Here is an 18,962-nt window from a genome sequence, read left to right as displayed (position 1 = left end):
TAGCTCGCGCGACAGAGCGGCGATGTTCATGACCTTTCTCTCGGTAGCCCTCGGCGGTGCGATCGGCGCCAGCCTGCGCTTTGGCGCGGGGCTGTGGGCGGCGCGCATGATCTCGCCCAGCTTTCCAGTGGCGGTGATGTCGGTCAACGTGATTGGATCGTTCTTGATGGGCGCATTCGCGGTGTGGTCTATTGAGCGTGGATATAGCGCGCTGAACCCATTTGTGATGACAGGTATCCTTGGCGGTTTCACTACGTTTTCGGCGTTTTCACTAGAGGTGCTGACGCTGATTGAGCGGGGGCAGATCCTGTCAGCGCTGCTCTATGTTGCGCTGTCGGTAGGGTTGTCGATTGGCGCGCTGGCGCTGGGACTTTGGTTAATGCGGGGGGCACTGGCATGAGCGGCGTTCAGACGATCTATGTAACGCAAGACGATACCGATCAGCGGCTGGATCGCTGGCTACGCCGCCAGTTTCCGCATCTGCAACAGGGCCGGATCGAGAAGATGTGCCGCAAGGGGGATCTGCGCGTCGATGGTGGCCGGGTCAAGGCTGCAACGCGGCTGGTCGCCGGACAGGCAGTGCGCATACCGCCATTGCCCGACGCCACCGAAGCGAACGCGCGGGCGCGCGCCCATGTCACTGACGCCGATGCCGCGATGATCCGCGCCTGCGTGATCTACCGCGACGACCACGTGATCGCGCTGAACAAGCCGCCGGGGCTGCCTGTTCAAGGCGGGTCCAAACAGTCGCGCCACGTTGATGGCCTTGCCGAGGCGCTCCGCTTTGGCATGGAGGAAAAGCCGCGCCTTGTGCACCGTCTGGACAAGGACACGTCCGGCGTTTTGATGCTGGCCCGCACGCGCGAGGCGGCCAAGGGGCTAACGGCCGCATTCCGGCACCGCAACACCCGCAAGCTATACTGGGCCGCCGTCGCAGGCGTGCCGACACCGCGCATGGGCACGATCAAGTTTGGTCTGGTCAAGGCGCCCGGCCACGGCGCCAAGGGTGAGGGCGAAAAGATGCACGCGCTGCACCCCCGCGATGTCGAAGATACCCCCGGCGCCAAACATGCCACGACCGATTACGCCGTGCTGGAGGCGGTGGGCGCGCGGGCCTCATGGTGCGCTTTGGTGCCCATTACAGGGCGCACGCACCAACTGCGCGCGCACATGGCCGAGCTGGGACACCCTATCGTCGGTGACGGCAAATATGGTGGGTCCGGGCAGGAAAACCTCGGCGATGGCTGGGGCGCGCAACTGGGCGGCGACATCAGCAAGAAGCTGCATCTGCACGCCCGTTCGTTAAAGATCGAGCATCCGGTGACGCGCGCGATGTTGCACCTGACCGCGCCGCTGCCGGTGCATATGCAGCATACCTGGGACACGTTCCAGTGGCTGCCGTCCGAGGTGCCTGCTGATCCCTTCGAGGATCTGGAATGATCAGGGTACCAGATGCCCCGCTCCGCCTGATCATCTTTGACGTCGACGGCACGCTGGTCGACAGTCAGGGTGATATCGTTGCGTCGATGTACCACGCCTTTGCCGCCATCGGTGCGCCAGCACCCGAGCGCGCGGCAATCATAGGCATCATCGGCCTGTCGCTGGACGTGGCTATGCCCCGCCTTGCGCCCGATTTGGACGCCGCCGCGCATGATGCCCTCGTCGAGGGGTACAAGCGCAGCTATATGGGGCGCCGCGCTGAGGCGGGGGCTGCGGAATCTTCGCCGCTGTTCCCCGGTACGCGCCAGATGCTGGATAGCCTGAGCACCCGCGCCGATCTGCTGCTGGGTATTGCTACCGGCAAATCGCGGCGCGGTTTGGATAAACTGCTAGAGGGGCACGGCCTGACCAAGTTATTCGTCACGGCGCAGGTGGCCGACTACCATCCGTCCAAGCCGCACCCGGCCATGCTGCACGCGGCGCTGTCTGAGACGGGCATAGGGGCGGCGGACGCCGTGATGATCGGCGACACGACGTATGACATGGACATGGCGCGCGCGGCGGGGATACGCACCATTGGCGCCAGCTGGGGCTATCATGACGCCGCTGATCTGCAGGCCGATCACATGCTGTCGGCATGGTCCGATCTGCCTGCGTGCCTCGATCGCATTTGGGGCGCGCCTGTATGAGCGAATGGGCAGCCAAGCGGTTCTGGAAAGAGGCAAGTGTCACGGAGGCCGACACCGGCTATGGCATCGCGCTGGATGGCCGCCCTGTTAAGACTCCAGCCAAAGCGGCGCTGGTGGTGCCGACGCGCGCCTTGGCACAGTCTATCGCTGCTGAGTGGAACGCCGTGGCAGAGCGGATCGACCCACGCGTAATGCCGATGACACGCTCGGCCAATGCGGCAATCGACAAGGTTGCGCACCAGCATGCCGAGGTGGCCGACATGCTGGCGGCCTATGGCGAGACGGACCTTTTGTGCCACCGCGCGATTGCACCTCAGGAACTGGTCCTTCGCCAATCCGAAGAATGGGACCCGTTGCTGGACTGGGCCGATTCGTTTCTGAACGCGCGTCTGATGCAGACGCCCGGCGTCATACCCGCCGATCAAGATAGCGTAGCGCTGGAGCGACTGCGCGCGCGCGTCCACGCGCAAGATAATTTCGCGCTAACCGCCCTACACGATCTCGTCTCACTGTCCGGGTCTCTGATAATCGGGCTGGCGGCGCAGAACGGGGCCTATGCGCCTGATATGTTGTGGCAAACTTCGCGCTTGGACGAGGCTTGGCAGGCTGAGCTGTGGGGCGCCGACGACGAGGCCGAGCAGATGGCAGCGATTAAACGTGCGGCATTTTTACATGCGCATGAATTTTTCTGCCTTGTGAGTGAAAATTCCTCTTAGCCGCAACGCCATTACGCTGGGTCAGCACGCTGTCGATGTATCATTTTTCATCATGCAACCCTTGACCTTTTGGAATGAATCCCACCACACTCAGCCCCACTCAGGGGGAAAAGCCTCTGCGCTATGCTTTGGCCCGCGATGGGCTGAATAAACCACCCTGTCGAAGTGGGTGGACAATCAGGAAGAGGTAAGAATGAAAAAATCCCTAATTTTTGGTGTGTTGGCAGTTGCCGGACTTTCCGCTGGTGCCGCCGCCGCAGCAACCCTTGACGACGTCAAGGCGCGCGGCAAGTTGAACTGCGGTGTGACGACGGGCCTGGTTGGATTCGCCGCACCGGACGCTAATGGCGACTGGCAGGGCTTTGACGTGGCCATATGCCGCGCCGTCGCGGCTGCCGTCTTGGGCGATCAGAACGCTGTCGAGTTCGTGCCAACTACAGGCAAGACACGCTTTACTGCGCTGTCCTCGGGCGAGATCGACCTTCTGGCACGCAACACAACATGGACTTTCAGCCGCGATGTCGATCTGAAGTTCGAATTTGTTGGCGTCAACTACTACGATGGTCAGGGCTTCATGGTCCCCAAGGCGCTAGGCGTCAGCTCGGCCAAGGATCTGGATGGCGCGACGATTTGCGTACAAACCGGCACCACGACAGAGCTGAACCTTGCTGACTATTTCCGCAAGAACAACATCAGCTATGAGCCGGTCCCGATCGAAACCAACGCCGAAGGCAACCAGCAGTATCTGGCCGGTGCCTGCGATGCATACACCACTGACATGTCCGGCCTGGCATCTACACGTGCCACATTCGAGACACCGGGCGATCACATCTTGCTGCCCGAGATCATCTCAAAAGAGCCGCTGGCACCACTGGTTCGCCATGGCGATAGCGAGTGGGGCGATGTTGCGCGCTGGACGCTGAACGCATTGATCGCAGCAGAAGAGATGGGCATCACAAGCGCCAACATCGGTGATTTGTCGGCCCAAGCGGGCGATGCGCCCGAGGTCAACCGTCTGCTGGGCACCGAGGGCAACCTTGGCGAAATGCTTGGTCTCAGCGCTGACTGGGCTAAAAATGCCATCATGGCAGGCGGCAACTATGGCGAGATCTTCGAGAAGAACATCGGCGAAGCATCCCCCATTGGTCTGGCACGCGGCCTGAACGCACAGTGGACGGATGGTGGCCTGCTGTACTCGCCCCCCTTCCGCTAAAAACCTCATTGAAGGGCGCGGCAATCGCCGCGCCCTTCTACTATCGGCTTGCCAAATGCAAGAAACGGCCAATCCAAGATAAATTCCGCACAACGCGAGGGACGGATCAACCGTCTCCGCCCGACACAGTCCGGAAAACCAGGGAAGACACATGAGCACCATAACCGATCCCGACAAGGGCGGATTCCGCGTATCGCAACTGCTGAGCGACACGCGCTATCGCGCCATCACCTTTCAGGTCATCGCGTTGTTTCTACTTGTCGCTGCGTTCTATTATCTGGGTAATAATCTGGTCCAGAATCTGCGCGCTGCCGGCCTGAATTTCTCGTACGGGTTCCTCGACGAGGCGGCGGGATATGACGTGGGTCAGTCGCTGATCCCTTATACCAGCCAATCGTCTAACTGGCAGGCCGCCAAGGTCGGCATTCTCAACACGCTGCTTGTCGCGGTGCTGGGCTGTTTCACTGCCACCATTCTGGGCGTTACCGCAGGGGTCCTGCGCCTTAGCAAGAACTGGATCGTTTCCCGCCTGATGGCCGTGTATGTCGAGGCGTTCCGCAATGTGCCGGTGCTGATCTGGATTTTGATCATCTACGCGATCATGACAGTGTCCTTGCCCGCGCCCAATGCATTCCGCGGCGACGATCCGGCCAGCACAATGTTGTTGGGCATGTTCGCCTTTACCAATCGCGGCATTTACATCCCTGCGCCTGTTTTCAACCCCGGCTCTATGGTGGTTGTCGGCGTGTTTATCGCGTCGATCATCGCGATGTTTGCCTATCGCGCCTACGCCAAGAAGCTGCTCTTCGATACGGGCAAGCTGCTACCGACGGGCTGGCCATCGCTCGCGATCCTGCTGGTCCCTGCGTTGCTGGTTTTCTTCATCCTCGGGCGGCCCATCGGCCTCGATATCCCCGTTCTCAGTGGCTTTAACTTTGGCGGCGGGATCAAGATTGGCGCGCCGCTGATCGCGCTGTGGTTTGCCCTATCGATCTATACTGGCGCCTTTATCGCAGAAAACGTGCGCGCAGGCATTCAGGCCGTATCAGAAGGCCAGACCGAGGCGGCAGCCGCTCTTGGCCTGCGTCCGCGCCGGATCATGAACCTTGTGGTACTACCGCAGGCAATGCGGGTCATTATCCCGCCGCTGATCTCGCAATACCTGAACCTGACCAAGAACTCGTCGCTCGCCATCGCCGTCGGCTATGCAGATATCACGGCCACACTGGGCGGGATCACGTTGAACCAGACAGGCCGCGCAATTGAGTGCGTTCTCTTGCTGATGTTGTTCTATCTGACGATCTCGCTGGCGATTTCGGCCATCATGAACGTCTACAACAACTCCGTTAAGCTGAAGGAGCGGTAATATGTCTGACACACACGCACAATCCGTCGCCTTCGTCCGCGATACCGCCATCCCCGCTTCGCCGCCGCCGAACACACAGGCGGGCGCGGTCAATTGGGTCCGCGCGAATCTGTTCAGCAGCTGGGCGAATGCGGCCCTTACTATCGCGGCGATTTATGTGATCTACGTCGTATTTGTCGCGATCTGGCCATGGCTTACCAATGGCGTGTGGACCGCGCCCAGCCTGACGGCATGCCGCGAAGTGTTGCAGGGCAAGGTTGGAGCCTGCTTCTCGGTCCTGACCGAGCGCTGGAATCAGCTACTCTTTGGATTCAAATATCCAAGCGATCAATACTGGCGGCCCGGCATCGCGTTTTTGCTGCTGTTCGCCGCAATCGCCCCGGTCATGTTCTATAAGCTACCGCGTAAGCTGTTAATCATCACTGCGCTCTATCCGTTCGCCGCCTACTACCTCATCTGGGGCGGCACGATCCTGACGCCCATTCTGGCGCTGGCCGGTTTTATTGTCGGGTACGCCGTCTATGCGCGGTTGGTCAAACGCAACTTTGCCCTCGGTTTTTTCGCCGGCATTGCGGCGGCATCGCTTTTTTGGTGGATTGGCGGCGAGCTGACATTTTTTATCGCCGATCTCGTAAATGATTGGTTTGGACTAAAACCACCAAGGTTGGAGATCGTGCCGTCACGCGACATGGGCGGCTTCATGCTGAACCTGATCCTTGGCGTCACCTGCGTTGCGCTTTCGATCCCGCTGGGAATCGTTCTGGCGCTTGGGCGGCAATCGAAACTGCCGCTGATCAAGGGCATTTGCGTGGTGTTCATCGAATTTATCCGCGGCGTGCCACTCATCACGCTGCTCTTCGTTGCAAACGTGGTTCTGGCCTACTTCTTGCCGCCGGGCACGACCTTTGATTTGATCCTGCGGGTAATCATCATGATCACCATGTTCGCCTCGGCCTACATCGCAGAGGTGATCCGGGGTGGCCTCGCCGCACTGCCAAAGGGCCAATATGAGGCGGGCGACAGCCTTGGCCTAGACTATCCGCAGGCAATGCGCCTGATCATCCTGCCACAGGCGCTCAAGATCTCGATCCCCGGCATCGTCAATATCGCCGTGGGTCTGTTCAAGGACACCACACTGGTTTCGGTCATTTCGATGTTCGATCTGGTGGGCATGATCCGGGGCCCCATCCTAGCATCCAGCGAATGGAACGGCGTCTACTGGGAGCTGTTCAGCTTTGCCGCGCTGTTGTTCTTTGTCGTCTGCTACGGAATTTCGCAATATTCGCAATGGTTGGAGCGTCAGCTCGCAACCGGACATCGTTAAGGGAGACTGAATCATGGCCGAAGCTCAAATGAAAGTCTCGGACGAGGTCGCGATCTCGATCCGCAATATGAACAAGTGGTACGGCAGCTTTCACGTGCTGCGTGACATCAATCTGACTGTGAACAGGGGCGAACGCATCGTGATTTGCGGGCCGTCTGGATCAGGCAAGTCAACGTTGATCCGGTGCATCAATGCGCTGGAAGAGCATCAGAAAGGCTCGATTGAAGTCGATGGGACAAAGCTGTCCTCGGACATCAAGAACATCGACAAGATCCGGCGCGAGGTCGGCATGTGCTTCCAGCACTTCAACCTCTTTCCGCATTTGACCATTTTGGAGAACTGTACGCTGGCACCCATCTGGGTCCGCAAAGTCCCCAAGGCCGAGGCCGAAAAGACGGCGATGCATTTCTTGGAAAAGGTCAAGATCCCCGATCAGGCGAACAAGTATCCCGGCCAGCTGTCGGGCGGCCAGCAGCAGCGCGTTGCAATCGCGCGTAGCCTATGCATGAAGCCGCGCATCATGCTGTTCGACGAGCCCACATCGGCGCTGGACCCCGAGATGATCAAGGAAGTCCTCGACACGATGATCGAACTTGCCGAGGAGGGCATGACCATGCTCTGCGTCACGCACGAGATGGGCTTTGCCCGCCAGGTGGCGAACCGCGTGATCTTTATGGACCAAGGCCAGATCGTGGAGCAGAACGAGCCGGAGGAGTTCTTTAACAACCCCCGTTCAGAGCGCACACAGCTATTCCTTAGCCAGATTCTGGGCCACTGAGAGCGCCTATTTGAGCCAAGATTATTTGGAGGGCGGTCCGTTTTGGGCCGCCCTTTTGCCGTCCGGCTCAGCGTTTGTGGAAGTAGCTCATATGAAAGGCTGATTGCGCGGGATCGCGGCCATATTTCTGCGATACGGGGCAGGCCCGCCGCGCCTTGCAGCCTTGCGATAGACAATCGTCGCCTGCGGGTGTGTCCAGAAACGTATGGCAGGCCGTCACGTCATAGCCGCGCTCTGCGCTGAGCGCGTCCACAGGGCAGGCCGTCATGCAGGGCTGCGCTGGGCAAGTTACGCAGGGCGACACGCCTGTTTTAGGTAACATGATCGTCTGCGTAAATCGCAGCGCGCCTCGATAGGATACCATCAGGCCAGCGGTGTCATGCACCAGCATCCCCGCGGGACTTTGCCATGCGCGGCCTGACGCCATGGCCCATCGAAGAAAGGGTAGGTACGGGGGGCCTCCAAACGGGAACAGCGGCTCGGCCCCAAGTGCGGCGGCCAGATCACCGATGACCCGGCGTGACCAGCGGTCGACCGGATCGGCCTCCCCATCCAGCCATTCCGGTGCTTTTTTTAACAGGGGCCAGAAACCCTGAGACGGTCCCAGTAAAACAATCGTGCCGCCATCCTCGCGAACTCCGCCCATGACATCTAGCGCCGCGGCCTGCGCCGCGAGGGCGATGGCCGCATAGTCTGTCATGCGCGGATCATCGACCCGGCGCCATGCTCGGTAAATAGCTCGAGCAGCGGCGCATTGGGTACGCGTCCGTCCAGAATGACGACAGCGCGCACGCCGCCCTCAATCGCTTGCAGCGCTGTCTCGGTCTTGGGGATCATGCCGCCCGATATGGTGCCATCGGCGGTCATGGCGCGCACGGCATCGGCCTTTAGCTCGGTCACTACATGGCCAGAGGCGTCACGGACGCCGTCCACATCTGTCAGCAATAGCAAGCGATCTGCTTTAAGCGCGGCGGCAATCGCGCCGGCCATTGTATCGCCGTTGATGTTAAACGTCTCGCCTGCGCGCCCCGCGCCCAGCGGGGCGATAACCGGAATAGCATCGTCGCGGAATAGAGTGTGCAAGATGCGTGGATCGACCTCCGATGGCACACCGACAAGCCCCAGAGCCGGATCAGCGGGATCGCAAATTACGAGGTTCGCATCCTTGCCCGAGAGGCCCACTGCGCGCCCACCCTGAGCATTGATCGCTTGCACGATACGCTTGTTCACTCGGCCCGACAGGACCATCTCGACAACCTCCATGGTCGCCTCGTCAGTCACGCGCTTGCCGTTCACGAATTCGGATTTGATCGCCAGCTTGTCCAGCATCTCGTTGATCATGGGGCCGCCGCCATGCACGATCACCGGGTTCACGCCGACCTGCCGCATCAGCACGACATCGCGGGCGAACGTCTCCATCGCCTCGTCGTCGCCCATAGCGTGGCCGCCAAATTTGATCACCACAATCGCATCGTCGTAGCGTTGCAGATAGGGCAGCGCTTCGGAGAGGGTGCGGGCGGTTGAAATCCAGTCGCGGTTCATGTCACGTCGCTTCATCTGTTGTCCCTTTGGCCGCCGACTATCGGGCGGCGCGCGCCGTCATGCAAGGCTTAGACGAGATCCGCGATCGTGGTGCGCAAAGTCGCGATGCCCTCGCCCTTTTCGCTAGACGTTAGTATCAATTCGGGAAAGGCAGCGGGATGTCGCGCCAGTTCCCCGCGCACCTGCGCAAGAATATCGTCCAGCGCGGTGCCGCGCAGCTTGTCTGCCTTGGTTAGCACGACCTGAAACGTCACGGCTGAGCTATCCAGCAGGCTCATGATCTCATGATCCACTGGTTTGATCCCGTGGCGCGTGTCGACCAGCACGAAGGCGCGGCGCAGGTTCTGGCGGCCCGACAGATACCGCTTGAGCAGGGCCTGCCACTTTTCGACGACCGCGAGCGGCGCATTGGCATAGCCATAGCCGGGCAGGTCGACGAGGTAGTGGCTGTCAGCCATGGTAAAGAAGTTCACTTCTTGGGTGCGGCCCGGCGTGTTCGACGCGCGCGCCAGCGCCTTGCGGCCTGTCAGCGCATTTATCAGGGTCGATTTGCCCACGTTCGACCGGCCAGCAAAGCATACCTCAATCCGGTCCGCTTCGGGCAAGCCCGACATTGCGACGACGCCCTTGAGGAAATCAGTCTCACCGGCAAAGAGGATGCGGCCCCGTTCGGACGCATCTACGTCAGGCTCGTCTGCAATGGGAAAGGGAAGTTTGTCCATCATATCAACTCCACCGTATCGCCGCTGGCGATTTCGCCGCCGCGCGTGACGACACCGTAGAGGCCGAATTCCTTGCAGCCGAGCGTAGTCTCGAGCGCGCCCAGCGTGTCGGCGTCTCGCACGCCCGTCTCTGGATTGGCTGTGGTGGCGAGGCAGCGTACGATATGCTCGCGGATCTCCAACTCAACCGTGCCGATGCGGATAGCTTTGCCGATCCATTCACGCTCGGCCCACGGCGCGAGCCCGTCTAAATGGATGTTGGCACGCCAGCGCAGCGGATTTAGGTCTTGTCCCATCCGCGCACCCAAATCGGCGCTGGAGGCCAAGTTTATGAGGCTAATCGACGCGAACGGCGAATCGGTCATGCCGCGATCCCCGGCGCGGACGATTCGGGCGGATTGCGCGCGGGCCTCAGGCATAAGGGGGCGCACCCAGTCTAAAAACGCGGCACCTTCTTTGTCTGGATCAAACGTTAGGTCGGGGCGGTTCGGATGGCTAAGCGTTACGGTGCCTGCCGCCTCATCTGAGACAGCGCTGATTGCCATAAGCTGCGGCGCTTTGGCCCCGCGCGAGAAGTTCTGGCACGCGGACCAGGCGCCATCCTCGACTTTGGCCTCTTCATGCGCGACCGCCCAACGGCGGTCCCACGGCATCGTGCCACCTTCGGCCAAATGGACGTGCTTTAGCGTCTCAAAGCCGTGCCCCTTGATTGGGTGCCGCCAGAGCGCCGCGACGTGCGCGTTCACTTTTTGCCCTTTCCGGCCTCTGCCGCATCCTTCTTGGGCTTGCGCTTGAAACCGTCGAGGATGTTGCCGAACACGTCAGGCTTGTACCCTTGGCTGCGCATAATCGCGTATTGCTGGGTAAAGGTGATCGTGTTGTTCGCGATCCAGTAGACCACAAGGCCGCTGGCGAACTGGCCCAGCATGAACATAAAGACCCACGGCATCCACGCAAAGATCATCTTCTGCGTCGCATCCGCAGGTGTCGGGTTCAGCTTTTGCTGCAGCCACATCGAGATACCCAGCAAAATCGGCAAAACGCCCAGCGACAGGATCGCAAATATCGATTCGGGGCCGGGAGGGGCGAAGGGCAGCAGGCCAAACAAGTTTAAGATCGACGAGGGGTCAGGTGCGCTGAGATCATCGATCCAGCCTAGCCATGGCGCATGGCGCAACTCCAGCGTGACAAAGATCACCTTGTAGAGTGAAAAGAAGATCGGGATCTGAAGCAGAATTGGCAGACAGCCAGAGGCCGGATTGACCTTTTCCTTCTTGTACAGCTCCATCATCGACTTTTGCAGCTTTTGCTTGTCGCCGCCTGCGTCTTCCTTGAGCTTCTCCATCTGCGGCTGCAGCTCTTTCATCTTGGCCATCGAAACGTAGGATTTGTAGGCCAGAGGCAGCAAAAGCGCCTTGATCAGCAGCGTCAGGCCAATGATTGCCCAGCCCATGTTGCCAATCAGATTGTTGAGGTAGTGCAGCACCGCAAAGATCGGCTTGGTCAGGAAGAAGAACCATCCCCAGTCGATCGAGTCGACAAATCGGTCGACGCCATCTTCGTTCTGGTAGTGGCGGATCGTCGCCCACTCCTTTGCGCCAGCAAACACCTCAAGCCGGGTTGTGGCGCTAGCGCCAGGCGCGACCGTTTGGGTCGGCATCCGGGCCGTCGTCTGGTAGATGTCGCGCCGCGAATCCCGCAATGTCGTAACGTTAAAGCCGCCGTTATCGCGCGGAATCAGCGTTGTCATCCAGTATTGGTCGGTCAGGCCCGTCCAGCCGTCCTTCTCCACCGCGATAGTCTTAACGCCTGTGATTGGGTCGAAATCATCGTAGTCGGTTTCTGTCAGTTCGCCATCCGCCATGCGGATGCCGCCCTCGTGCAGAATAAAGAAATTCTTTAGGTCGCGGGGCAGACCATGCCGCGCAAGAATACCATATGGTGCCAGCGTGACCGTCGTATCGCCGGTATTTTGCACCGACTGCTCAACGCTGAACATGAATTTGTCATCGACCGATATCGTACGGCTAAATGTCAGGCCGCCGCCATTGTCCCATGTTAGCGTGATCGGCGTCTCGGGCGTCAGCGTGGTGCCTTGCTGTCCCTGCCAGATCGTGTTCGCGCCCGGTACCATTTCGGGTGCCAGTCCCGCGCCCGGCGCCCAGCCAAAGAGAGCGTAATAGGGTGCGTCGCTGCCTACGGGCGACAGAAGGTCGACGATGGGACTATCGGGGTCAGTCGTCTCGCGGTAATTCTTCAGGGAAAGTTGATCAATGCGCCCACCTTGCAGCGAAATGCTGCCCTTAAGGCTGGGTGTGTCGATGGCGATACGGGGCGCATCAGCGGGCTTGGGCGCGCCTACATCTTCTGTCGCAGCGCCATCGACGGCACCCGGCTCGGTGGCGAGGCCGGGGGTTGTGGCGTCGGGGGTCTGCGTGGCGACCTCGGTAGGCGGCTCAATCGGGGCCTCGGGCGCGGGGAACAGGACGAACCACAGCATGATTACGAGGAAACTCAGCGCGGTGGCGAGAATTAGGTTCTTGTTTTGGTCGTCCATTCGGGCTGCCACTCATCTGTTAGGGGGTCAGGCCGGACCAGCCAAGTGGGCCGCGGCCTGAAACGCGCGCAACTTTATCCGTCTCGGGCGCGAACCGTGCGGAGCAGCGAGGCTGCAAAACCGGTCCATGGCACCTCGGGAGGGTCAAGGGAGGGTTCAACAGAGTGCGGCCCCAAAGGTCAAGGGGATTCCCGGTGCCGAAACGCCCGCATGCCGGTTTCGTCGCTATTCGTCGGCAATTTAGCCTATCTGGCGGCCGATGGCCGGCGGCGCCTCAAGCCGCGCGAGGTGCGCGAGCATCCAATCAAAAGTCTGATCCAGCGGAATTGGGTGTCCGATGCCATAGCCCTGCACATGGCCGCAACCAAGCTGCGCCAGCATATTGTGCTCTCCCGCAGTCTCCACGCCTTCTGCCAGCGTTGCGAGGCCCAGTTGCTCGGCCATGGTCAGGATCGCCGATACCATGCGCTGCTGCTCTGGATCGCGGTCGACTTTCATCACGAAGGATCGGTCGATTTTCAGGCGCTGCACATCAAAACGCCGGATGGATGAGATCGAGGCATGGCCAGTGCCGAAATCATCCAAGTCTATCTGGCACCCCATCCGCGACAGCGCGGCAATGTTACGCACCACCGTATCGTCGGGCGATAGCGCGACCACCGTTTCCAGTATCTCGACGCTCAGACGACTCGCGGGCAGGTCAAAACGGTCCAACTCCCACTCAATCTTTTTAACGAGGGAGGGGTTGCGTAGCTCTTCGGGCGAAAAGTTTACGCCGATTTGCGGCACGTCAAAGCCGGCGGCATCCCAGACCTTGAGCGCCGCTAGCGCATTATAGAGCATCACCTCGCCCAAACGCTCCATCGCGCCTGCCTGCTCCAGCATTGGCAGGAATTCAGCAGGAGAGATGACGCCGCGCGTGGGATGGCACCATCGCGCCAGCGCCTCAAAGCCGCTAATGAGGCCGGTATCGGTGGAGAGTTGCGGCTGGTACCACGGCTGGATCTCGCCGTTTTCCAGTGCAGCAACGGCGGCGTCAATTAGGTCGGGGCTGCACGTGATAACGGGTGCCTGCATATCGCGGCTGTAGGCCCGCATGGAGGATGGACCGTGCCGACGCGCCTCGGCCAACGCTATGGTCGCGCCAGCGATGAGGCCTGTGCCCGTGGCCTCCGGCGCGTTCATGTCGAGTGCCAGTCCCACAGACGCCGTAATGTAAACGGTGGCGGCGTCGATCACGATCGGATCCTCCATCGCTGCCTGCAGACGGCTGGCCATTTGCAATATGATGCCCAGATCCAACTGCCGAACAGGTGCGATGCAGACGGCCAGCAGATTATCCTCGATCCGGCGAACAGTGTCGCGGTTGCGCAGCACCGACGACACCCGCTCGGTCAGTTGCGCCATCAAGGCGTCCGACGCCGCGCTGCCGAACCGCTCGCGCATGTCGGTGAATTCATCCAGTTCCAAGAGGATGCATCCGGTTCTGCGCGACGTCTGTTTGGCCCGAAGGACGGCAGCGTCCATGCTGTGCTCGAACGCGGCCTCGTCGTTATCATCGCGGCCCGGCACAGGGCCACCTGAGTTGCGATGAACCCCGGCAAAAAGCAAGCATATAGGAAATCCGAGCGCCAGCATGATGAGCATCTGCTCGCCGCCCAGCCAAAAACCGCCCAGCACCACACCCGGCAGCAAAGCCAAGGCCGCAGGCCCGCTCAGCAGGGCGCGAAAATGCGCATACACGGCTGCAAAGACAGGGAGAAAGCGCTGAGACATTCGGAAAACCCTTTGAAATCCTAGGGTCACCTTACGCGCGCTGTCTCAACGGCCCATTAACGTAGGTCCGGAATCCCGTCAGAATTTTCGTCAGTTTTTAGGGGGCTCACGGAAAGCCCGGCAAAATCAAACAGCTGCGGGTCCAGCAGGTGCGACGGGCGCGCATTCATCAGCGCGCGAAACATCACCTGACGTCGACCGGGGCTGTTTGATTCCCAGCCGTCGAGGATCTGTTTGACCTGCTGGCGTTGCAGCCCGTCCTGACTGCCGCACAGATCGCAGGGAATGATGGGATACTGCATCGCGCGCGCGAACTTCTCGCAGTCCACTTCGGCCACATGCGCAAGCGGGCGGTAAAGAAACAGATCGCCGTCTTCGTTGACGAGTTTGGGTGGCATAGTGGCAAGGCGCCCGCCATGAAAGAGGTTCATAAAGAACGTCTCAAGGATGTCGTCGCGGTGATGGCCAAGTACCACAGCCGAGCAGCCTTCTTCGCGCGCGATACGGTATAAATTGCCACGCCTCAGTCGCGAGCAAAGAGCGCAAAAGGTGCGGCCAGCCGGGATTTTGTCAACCACGATTGAATAGGTGTCACGGTATTCGATCCGGTGGGGTACCTGCATTTTGGCAAGGAATTCCGGCAGGATGGTCGCAGGAAATCCCGGCTGTCCCTGATCCAGATTGCAGGCAAGCAGATCGACGGGCAGCATGCCGCGCCATTGCAACTCGTGCAGAACGGCCAGCAGGGTATAACTGTCTTTGCCGCCCGACAGACAGACCAGCCATTTGGCCCGCGGGCCATCGCGGTCGACCATGCCATACTGGTCAATCGCTTCGCGGGCGAGGCGCACGATTCGCTTGCGCAGCTTGCGGAATTCCGTGCTGCGGGGCGCGCCCTGAAAGAGCGGGTGAATCTCGTTTGCATCATCCAGCATAGGCAGGCTCTAGTGCAGTTGGCAGCGCCGGGCAAGAGGCTGGAACGTAGTGCGGGCGCGCCGCGTTGGTATCAATAACACTCAATTTAGGAGTTTCTCAAATGACACGTTTCACTCTTGCCGCCGCCACCGCAATTGCGGCGCTCACTGGCTCCGCCGCGCTGGCGCAGGACGCGGGCGCCATGGCGATGCTGAACACTGCAGACGGCGGGGACGGAGGCCATGTCAAGATTTCGCAGGCGGGCAGCGGAACATTGTTCCATGCGGAGCTGAAGGGGTTGGCGCCAGGTTGGCACAGCTTTCATGTGCACGAGATTGGATCGTGCGAGGATGGGTTTGATGCAGCGGGCGATCACTACGCACCAGACGGCAAAGGCCACGGGCTGATGGCCGAGGAGGGTGCCCATGCGGGTGATTTGCCCAATATCCATGTCGGCGATGATGGCACTGCGATGGCCGAATTCTATAGTGCGCGGCTGAGCGTTGCAGATGGGAATGCCCCATTGATGGACGAAGACGGCTCGGCAATTATGATTCACGAAAATGCTGACAGCTACCAGACTGATGCCGGGGCAGGCGGGCGCGTTGCGTGCGGTGTGATTGCTCAAACCAAGTGACAGACGCCTTAGTCGGGCACGTTGTCGATGCCTGACCCGCCCCACGGGTTGCAACGCGCGATGCGCCGGATAGCCAGCCAACTACCGCGGATACCGCCATGTTTCGCCAGCGCTTCCAGCGCATAGGCGCTGCATGTCGGATGGAACCTGCACCCATGGCCAACCCACGGACTAAAGAGCAGGCGATAGCCGCGCACCGGAAGCGACAGTGCCCACGCTAATGGCGTCATTTTGGAGAGCTGTCTGGTTTGCCGTGCAGCTTGCGCAGCGCGTAGACCAAATCGCCTTTGAGCGCGGCAAAATCGCGCTTGTCGGTCACGGTGGACCGGCCAATCAGGACATAATCCCAGCCGTCCAGACCGTGCAGTGGCAGGACGGCGCGTGCGGCCTCGCGCAGGCGGCGCTTGGCCCGGTTGCGGGCGACAGCATTGCCGACCTTCTTTGAGCAGGTGAAACCGACACGAACACCGCGCGCCGTCTCGCCGTCACGGCGCAGGCGAGCCTGAACCATCATCGACGATGTGCCTTGGCGTCCGGCGCGTGCGGCCTGCAAGAAGTCCTTGCGCGTCTTGAGGACCGTCAAAGACGTACCCTCCGGACATGACAAAACCGCCGGTGGCAGCGTCCCGGTCTGGTGATCGGGGGCCTCCGGCGGGGTCATATTACCGTCCGTCTCGCTGGCGCTTATGCGCTCAGCGACTTGCGACCGCGGGCGCGGCGTGCATTCAGGATCTTGCGGCCGGCTTTTGTAGCCATACGCGCGCGAAAACCATGGCGCCGTTTGCGAACCAGATTCGAGGGTTGAAAGGTGCGTTTCATCGCTCCGTCTCCAAATTTGTGCGAACGGGCGCGTTTACGGGGAATCGCGCAGCCATCCGGGTATCTCCGAAGCTCGGTCTATAGTAGGCGGTTTTGCCCAAGTCAAACCCCGCCGGGCCCCTTATTGCAACAAATGCCCGCTGGGATGTTACAAGAACGGGTCTGAGGTGCCTCAGACGCCCCGTATGCCTCACGCGCGATCAACGCGGCGTGATACGGCTATTCAGGGGGGGCTCTTGCGGTCATCTATGGTCAATTGCCGCAACCCCGAGGAAGGTACCACACATGCAAAAGGCCGATCAGAACGACCAGCAGACGGAGCGCAAGCACCCGGTGCTGCGCCATGCGCCTTTAGCGCTGATTGTGCTGGTGGCGGCCATTGGCGCCTTCACCTTGCGCGACTACCTCAGCTTTGACACGCTGCGCGAGAACCGCGAGGCGCTGCTGGCCTTTCGCGACGCGCATTTCGCGCTGATGGTCGCAGGGTTCGTGGCGATCTATTTTGTCATCGTGGCATTTTCGCTGCCCGGTGCAGCAGTCGCGTCGGTCACTGGCGGGTTTCTTTTTGGCATCATATGGGGAACCACATTCAATGTGACGGCCGCTTCGCTGGGCGCTATCGCCATTTTTCAGGCCGCCCGCATGGGGCTGGGCAAAACGCTGGCCGCGCGGCTGGACGCGAGCGACGGCACGCTAAAGAAAATCAAGGACGGGCTGAACGAGAACGAGATTAGCGTGCTGTTTCTGATGCGCCTTGTTCCGGCGGTACCGTTTTTTGTCGCCAATCTGCTGCCCGCCTTGGTGGGCGTCAAATTCCGCAATTTTGTGCTGACGACCGTGATTGGCATTATCCCCGGAGCGCTGGTCTTTACATGGATCGGTGTCGGCCTTGGCGAGGTATTCGATCGCGGCGACAGCCCCGACCTTAGCCTGCTGTGGGAGCCGCAGATTATCGCGCCTCTTCTGGGCCTCAGTGCGCTCGCCGCGCTGCCGATCATTATAAAGGCCGTACGCGGCAAGAAAGGTATTTGAGGCATGAAACGGATTGAGACAGATATTTTGGTGATCGGTGCAGGCTCGGGCGGTCTGTCGGTTGCGGCGGGCGCGGTCCAGATGGGCGCGCGTGTCGTCCTGCTGGAAGGGCACAAAATGGGCGGCGATTGTTTGAACTACGGCTGCGTGCCGTCCAAGGCGCTGATCGCGTCGGGCAAGGCGGCTTATGCGCAGTCCCATGCGGCGCGCTACGGCGTGGCCAATGTGGTGCCAGGCGTCGACTATGCTGCCGCCAAGGATCATGTTGCGGATGTCATCGCCACCATCGCGCCCGTCGACAGCGTCGAGCGGTTCGAAGGACTGGGCGTGCAAGTGATTCAAGAATACGGAGAGTTTATCTCGGATACCGAGGTGCAGGCCGGCGATACAGTCATCAAGGCCCGCCGCATCGTGATCGCCACCGGCTCGTCCCCGCTTGTGCCGCCCATTCCGGGTCTGGATAGCGTGCCGTATTTGACAAATGAGACGCTGTTCGATTTGCGTACTCAACCCGAGCATCTGCTAATCGTAGGGGGCGGCCCTATCGGCATGGAAATGGCGCAGGCGCATCGGCGGCTTGGCTGCAAAGTGACGGTGATCGAGGGCGCCAAGGCGCTCGCCAATGACGATCCCGAAACCGCCGCGATCGTGCTGGATACGCTGCGCGAGGAAGGCATTGAAATAGCCGAAGATGCGCTGGCTGCCGAGATACGCGGCAAGGCGGGCAACATTGAGGTCGAGGCTAAGGATGGGCGCGTTTTCAAGGGCTCTCACTTGCTGATGGCGGTGGGCCGCAAGAGCAATGTCGACAAGCTGAACCTCGATAAAGCGGGCATCGAGACTACCAAACGCGGTATCAAGGTTGACGACCGGCTAAAAACCACCAACTCGCGCGTCTATGCCATTGGCGACGTCGCAGGTGGGCTGCAATTTACCCATGTTGCAAGCTATCATGCAGGCATCATCATCCGCTCGGCCGTGCTGGGCCTGCCCGCCAAAGCGAAAACCAGCCACATTCCGTGGGCCACCTACACCGCGCCCGAGCTGGCGCAGGTCGGCCTGACCGAGGCGCAGGCCCGCGAGGAGCATGGTGATAAGCTGGAGGTCGTGCGTTTTGAATATGAGCATAACGACCGCGCCATCGCCGAACGCAAGACGCGCGGCCTGATCAAGGTCATGGTCGTTCGTGGCCGCCCGTTAGGCGCGTCCATTGCCGGTGAACAGGCGGGCGAGCTGATCGGGCTGTGGGCTTTGGCGCTGGCAAACGACATGAAGATGAGCCAGATTGCCGCCATGGTCGCCCCCTATCCCACCATCGGAGAAGTCAACAAACGTGCCGCTGGAGCCTATTTTAGCCCGCGCCTATTTGATAGTATCTGCGTCAAGCGCGCGGTGCGCTTTGTGCAGCGCTGGCTGCCATAGGCGACCCTAGGGGC

At 60.5% G+C, this 18,962-nt stretch carries 21 protein-coding genes; 11 read left to right on the top strand and 10 right to left on the bottom strand.

Going from position 1 to position 18,962, the window contains the following annotated elements:
• Window positions 1-22 precede the first annotated feature (22 nt).
• The 8 genes from crcB (at window position 23) to MK6180000_RS15245 (ending at window position 7,526) form a co-directional block, all read left to right on the top strand.
• Window positions 23-400 (top strand): fluoride efflux transporter CrcB, encoded by a 378-nt coding sequence (crcB, locus tag MK6180000_RS15280; RefSeq protein WP_138936535.1) that lies wholly within the window; start codon window positions 23-25, stop codon window positions 398-400.
• A complete protein-coding gene (locus MK6180000_RS15275; protein ID WP_138935509.1) occupies window positions 397-1,440 on the top strand; it encodes an RluA family pseudouridine synthase in 1,044 nt (347 codons plus the stop codon). Before crcB ends, MK6180000_RS15275 begins: the two co-directional genes overlap by 4 nt.
• Window positions 1,437-2,129 carry an HAD-IA family hydrolase gene (locus tag MK6180000_RS15270; protein WP_138935508.1) on the top strand — a complete coding sequence of 231 codons (693 nt, stop codon included), beginning with the start codon at window positions 1,437-1,439 and terminating at the stop codon, window positions 2,127-2,129. Before MK6180000_RS15275 ends, MK6180000_RS15270 begins: the two co-directional genes overlap by 4 nt.
• Window positions 2,126-2,845: an ATP12 family chaperone protein gene (locus MK6180000_RS15265; RefSeq protein ID WP_138935507.1), complete on the top strand. Its 720-nt coding sequence runs from the start codon at window positions 2,126-2,128 to the stop codon at window positions 2,843-2,845. The genes MK6180000_RS15270 and MK6180000_RS15265 overlap by 4 nt, the downstream gene beginning before the upstream one ends.
• A 193-nt stretch (window positions 2,846-3,038) precedes the next feature.
• On the top strand, window positions 3,039-4,058 hold the full coding sequence (locus tag MK6180000_RS15260) for an amino acid ABC transporter substrate-binding protein (RefSeq protein WP_138935506.1): 1,020 nt from the start codon (window positions 3,039-3,041) through the stop codon (window positions 4,056-4,058).
• A 151-nt stretch (window positions 4,059-4,209) separates the two neighbouring features.
• Window positions 4,210-5,424 carry an amino acid ABC transporter permease gene (locus MK6180000_RS15255; protein WP_138935505.1) on the top strand — a complete coding sequence of 405 codons (1,215 nt, stop codon included), beginning with the start codon at window positions 4,210-4,212 and terminating at the stop codon, window positions 5,422-5,424.
• Window position 5,425: 1 nt separating this feature from the next.
• Window positions 5,426-6,748, top strand: coding sequence for an amino acid ABC transporter permease (locus MK6180000_RS15250; RefSeq protein WP_138935504.1), 1,323 nt, complete (start codon window positions 5,426-5,428; stop codon window positions 6,746-6,748).
• 13 nt (window positions 6,749-6,761) lie between these two features.
• Entirely contained in the window at window positions 6,762-7,526 is a 765-nt protein-coding gene (locus MK6180000_RS15245; protein ID WP_138935503.1) for an amino acid ABC transporter ATP-binding protein, read from the top strand.
• Between the two features lie 67 nt (window positions 7,527-7,593).
• Here the strand turns inward: MK6180000_RS15245 and MK6180000_RS15240 are convergent, their stop codons facing one another.
• The 7 genes from MK6180000_RS15240 to ttcA all read right to left on the bottom strand — a co-directional run bounded on the left by MK6180000_RS15240 (window position 7,594) and on the right by ttcA (window position 15,058).
• Window positions 7,594-8,226 (bottom strand): ferredoxin, encoded by a 633-nt coding sequence (locus MK6180000_RS15240; protein WP_138935502.1) that lies wholly within the window; start codon window positions 8,224-8,226, stop codon window positions 7,594-7,596.
• Window positions 8,223-9,083, bottom strand: a complete 861-nt coding sequence (argB, locus tag MK6180000_RS15235) for an acetylglutamate kinase (protein WP_138935501.1) — start codon at window positions 9,081-9,083, stop codon at window positions 8,223-8,225. Before argB ends, MK6180000_RS15240 begins: the two co-directional genes overlap by 4 nt.
• Window positions 9,084-9,136: 53 nt before the next feature.
• A complete protein-coding gene (yihA, locus tag MK6180000_RS15230; RefSeq protein WP_138936534.1) occupies window positions 9,137-9,790 on the bottom strand; it encodes a ribosome biogenesis GTP-binding protein YihA/YsxC in 654 nt (217 codons plus the stop codon).
• Window positions 9,790-10,536 (bottom strand): MOSC domain-containing protein, encoded by a 747-nt coding sequence (locus MK6180000_RS15225; RefSeq protein ID WP_138935500.1) that lies wholly within the window; start codon window positions 10,534-10,536, stop codon window positions 9,790-9,792. The genes yihA and MK6180000_RS15225 overlap by 1 nt, the downstream gene beginning before the upstream one ends.
• A complete protein-coding gene (gene yidC, locus MK6180000_RS15220; protein WP_138935499.1) occupies window positions 10,533-12,347 on the bottom strand; it encodes a membrane protein insertase YidC in 1,815 nt (604 codons plus the stop codon). The genes MK6180000_RS15225 and yidC overlap by 4 nt, the downstream gene beginning before the upstream one ends.
• A 240-nt stretch (window positions 12,348-12,587) precedes the next feature.
• Window positions 12,588-14,123 carry a putative bifunctional diguanylate cyclase/phosphodiesterase gene (locus MK6180000_RS15215; RefSeq protein WP_138935498.1) on the bottom strand — a complete coding sequence of 512 codons (1,536 nt, stop codon included), beginning with the start codon at window positions 14,121-14,123 and terminating at the stop codon, window positions 12,588-12,590.
• A 56-nt stretch (window positions 14,124-14,179) separates the two neighbouring features.
• The gene (ttcA, locus tag MK6180000_RS15210; RefSeq protein WP_138935497.1) at window positions 14,180-15,058 is read right to left on the bottom strand and encodes a tRNA 2-thiocytidine(32) synthetase TtcA; all 879 of its coding nucleotides are present in this window, start codon (window positions 15,056-15,058) and stop codon (window positions 14,180-14,182) included.
• A 101-nt stretch (window positions 15,059-15,159) separates the two neighbouring features.
• On the opposite strand from ttcA, the gene MK6180000_RS15205 reads away from it, so the two are divergent.
• A complete protein-coding gene (locus tag MK6180000_RS15205; protein ID WP_138935496.1) occupies window positions 15,160-15,675 on the top strand; it encodes a superoxide dismutase family protein in 516 nt (171 codons plus the stop codon).
• Between the two features lie 8 nt (window positions 15,676-15,683).
• Here MK6180000_RS15205 and yidD read toward each other — a convergent pair whose 3' ends face one another.
• From yidD to rpmH, 3 genes are read right to left on the bottom strand one after another with little or no spacing between them, the layout of a single operon-like run.
• The gene (gene yidD, locus MK6180000_RS15200; protein WP_138935495.1) at window positions 15,684-15,905 is read right to left on the bottom strand and encodes a membrane protein insertion efficiency factor YidD; all 222 of its coding nucleotides are present in this window, start codon (window positions 15,903-15,905) and stop codon (window positions 15,684-15,686) included.
• Window positions 15,902-16,336, bottom strand: coding sequence for a ribonuclease P protein component (rnpA, locus tag MK6180000_RS15195; protein WP_138935494.1), 435 nt, complete (start codon window positions 16,334-16,336; stop codon window positions 15,902-15,904). Before rnpA ends, yidD begins: the two co-directional genes overlap by 4 nt.
• Window positions 16,337-16,359: 23 nt before the next feature.
• Window positions 16,360-16,494 (bottom strand): 50S ribosomal protein L34, encoded by a 135-nt coding sequence (rpmH, locus tag MK6180000_RS15190; RefSeq protein ID WP_012177012.1) that lies wholly within the window; start codon window positions 16,492-16,494, stop codon window positions 16,360-16,362.
• A 285-nt stretch (window positions 16,495-16,779) separates the two neighbouring features.
• Here rpmH and MK6180000_RS15185 point away from each other — a divergent pair, with 285 nt between their 5' ends.
• Both MK6180000_RS15185 and MK6180000_RS15180 read left to right on the top strand, forming a co-directional pair.
• A complete protein-coding gene (locus tag MK6180000_RS15185; RefSeq protein ID WP_138935493.1) occupies window positions 16,780-17,526 on the top strand; it encodes a TVP38/TMEM64 family protein in 747 nt (248 codons plus the stop codon).
• 3 nt (window positions 17,527-17,529) lie between these two features.
• Entirely contained in the window at window positions 17,530-18,948 is a 1,419-nt protein-coding gene (locus MK6180000_RS15180; RefSeq protein ID WP_138935492.1) for a dihydrolipoyl dehydrogenase family protein, read from the top strand.
• Window positions 18,949-18,962: the final 14 nt, after the last annotated feature.

It is taken from the genome of Roseovarius arcticus (genome assembly GCF_006125015.1).
Classification (GTDB): Bacteria; Pseudomonadota; Alphaproteobacteria; order Rhodobacterales; family Rhodobacteraceae; genus Roseovarius; species Roseovarius arcticus.
This window is presented reverse-complemented; position numbering and strand designations above follow the sequence as displayed.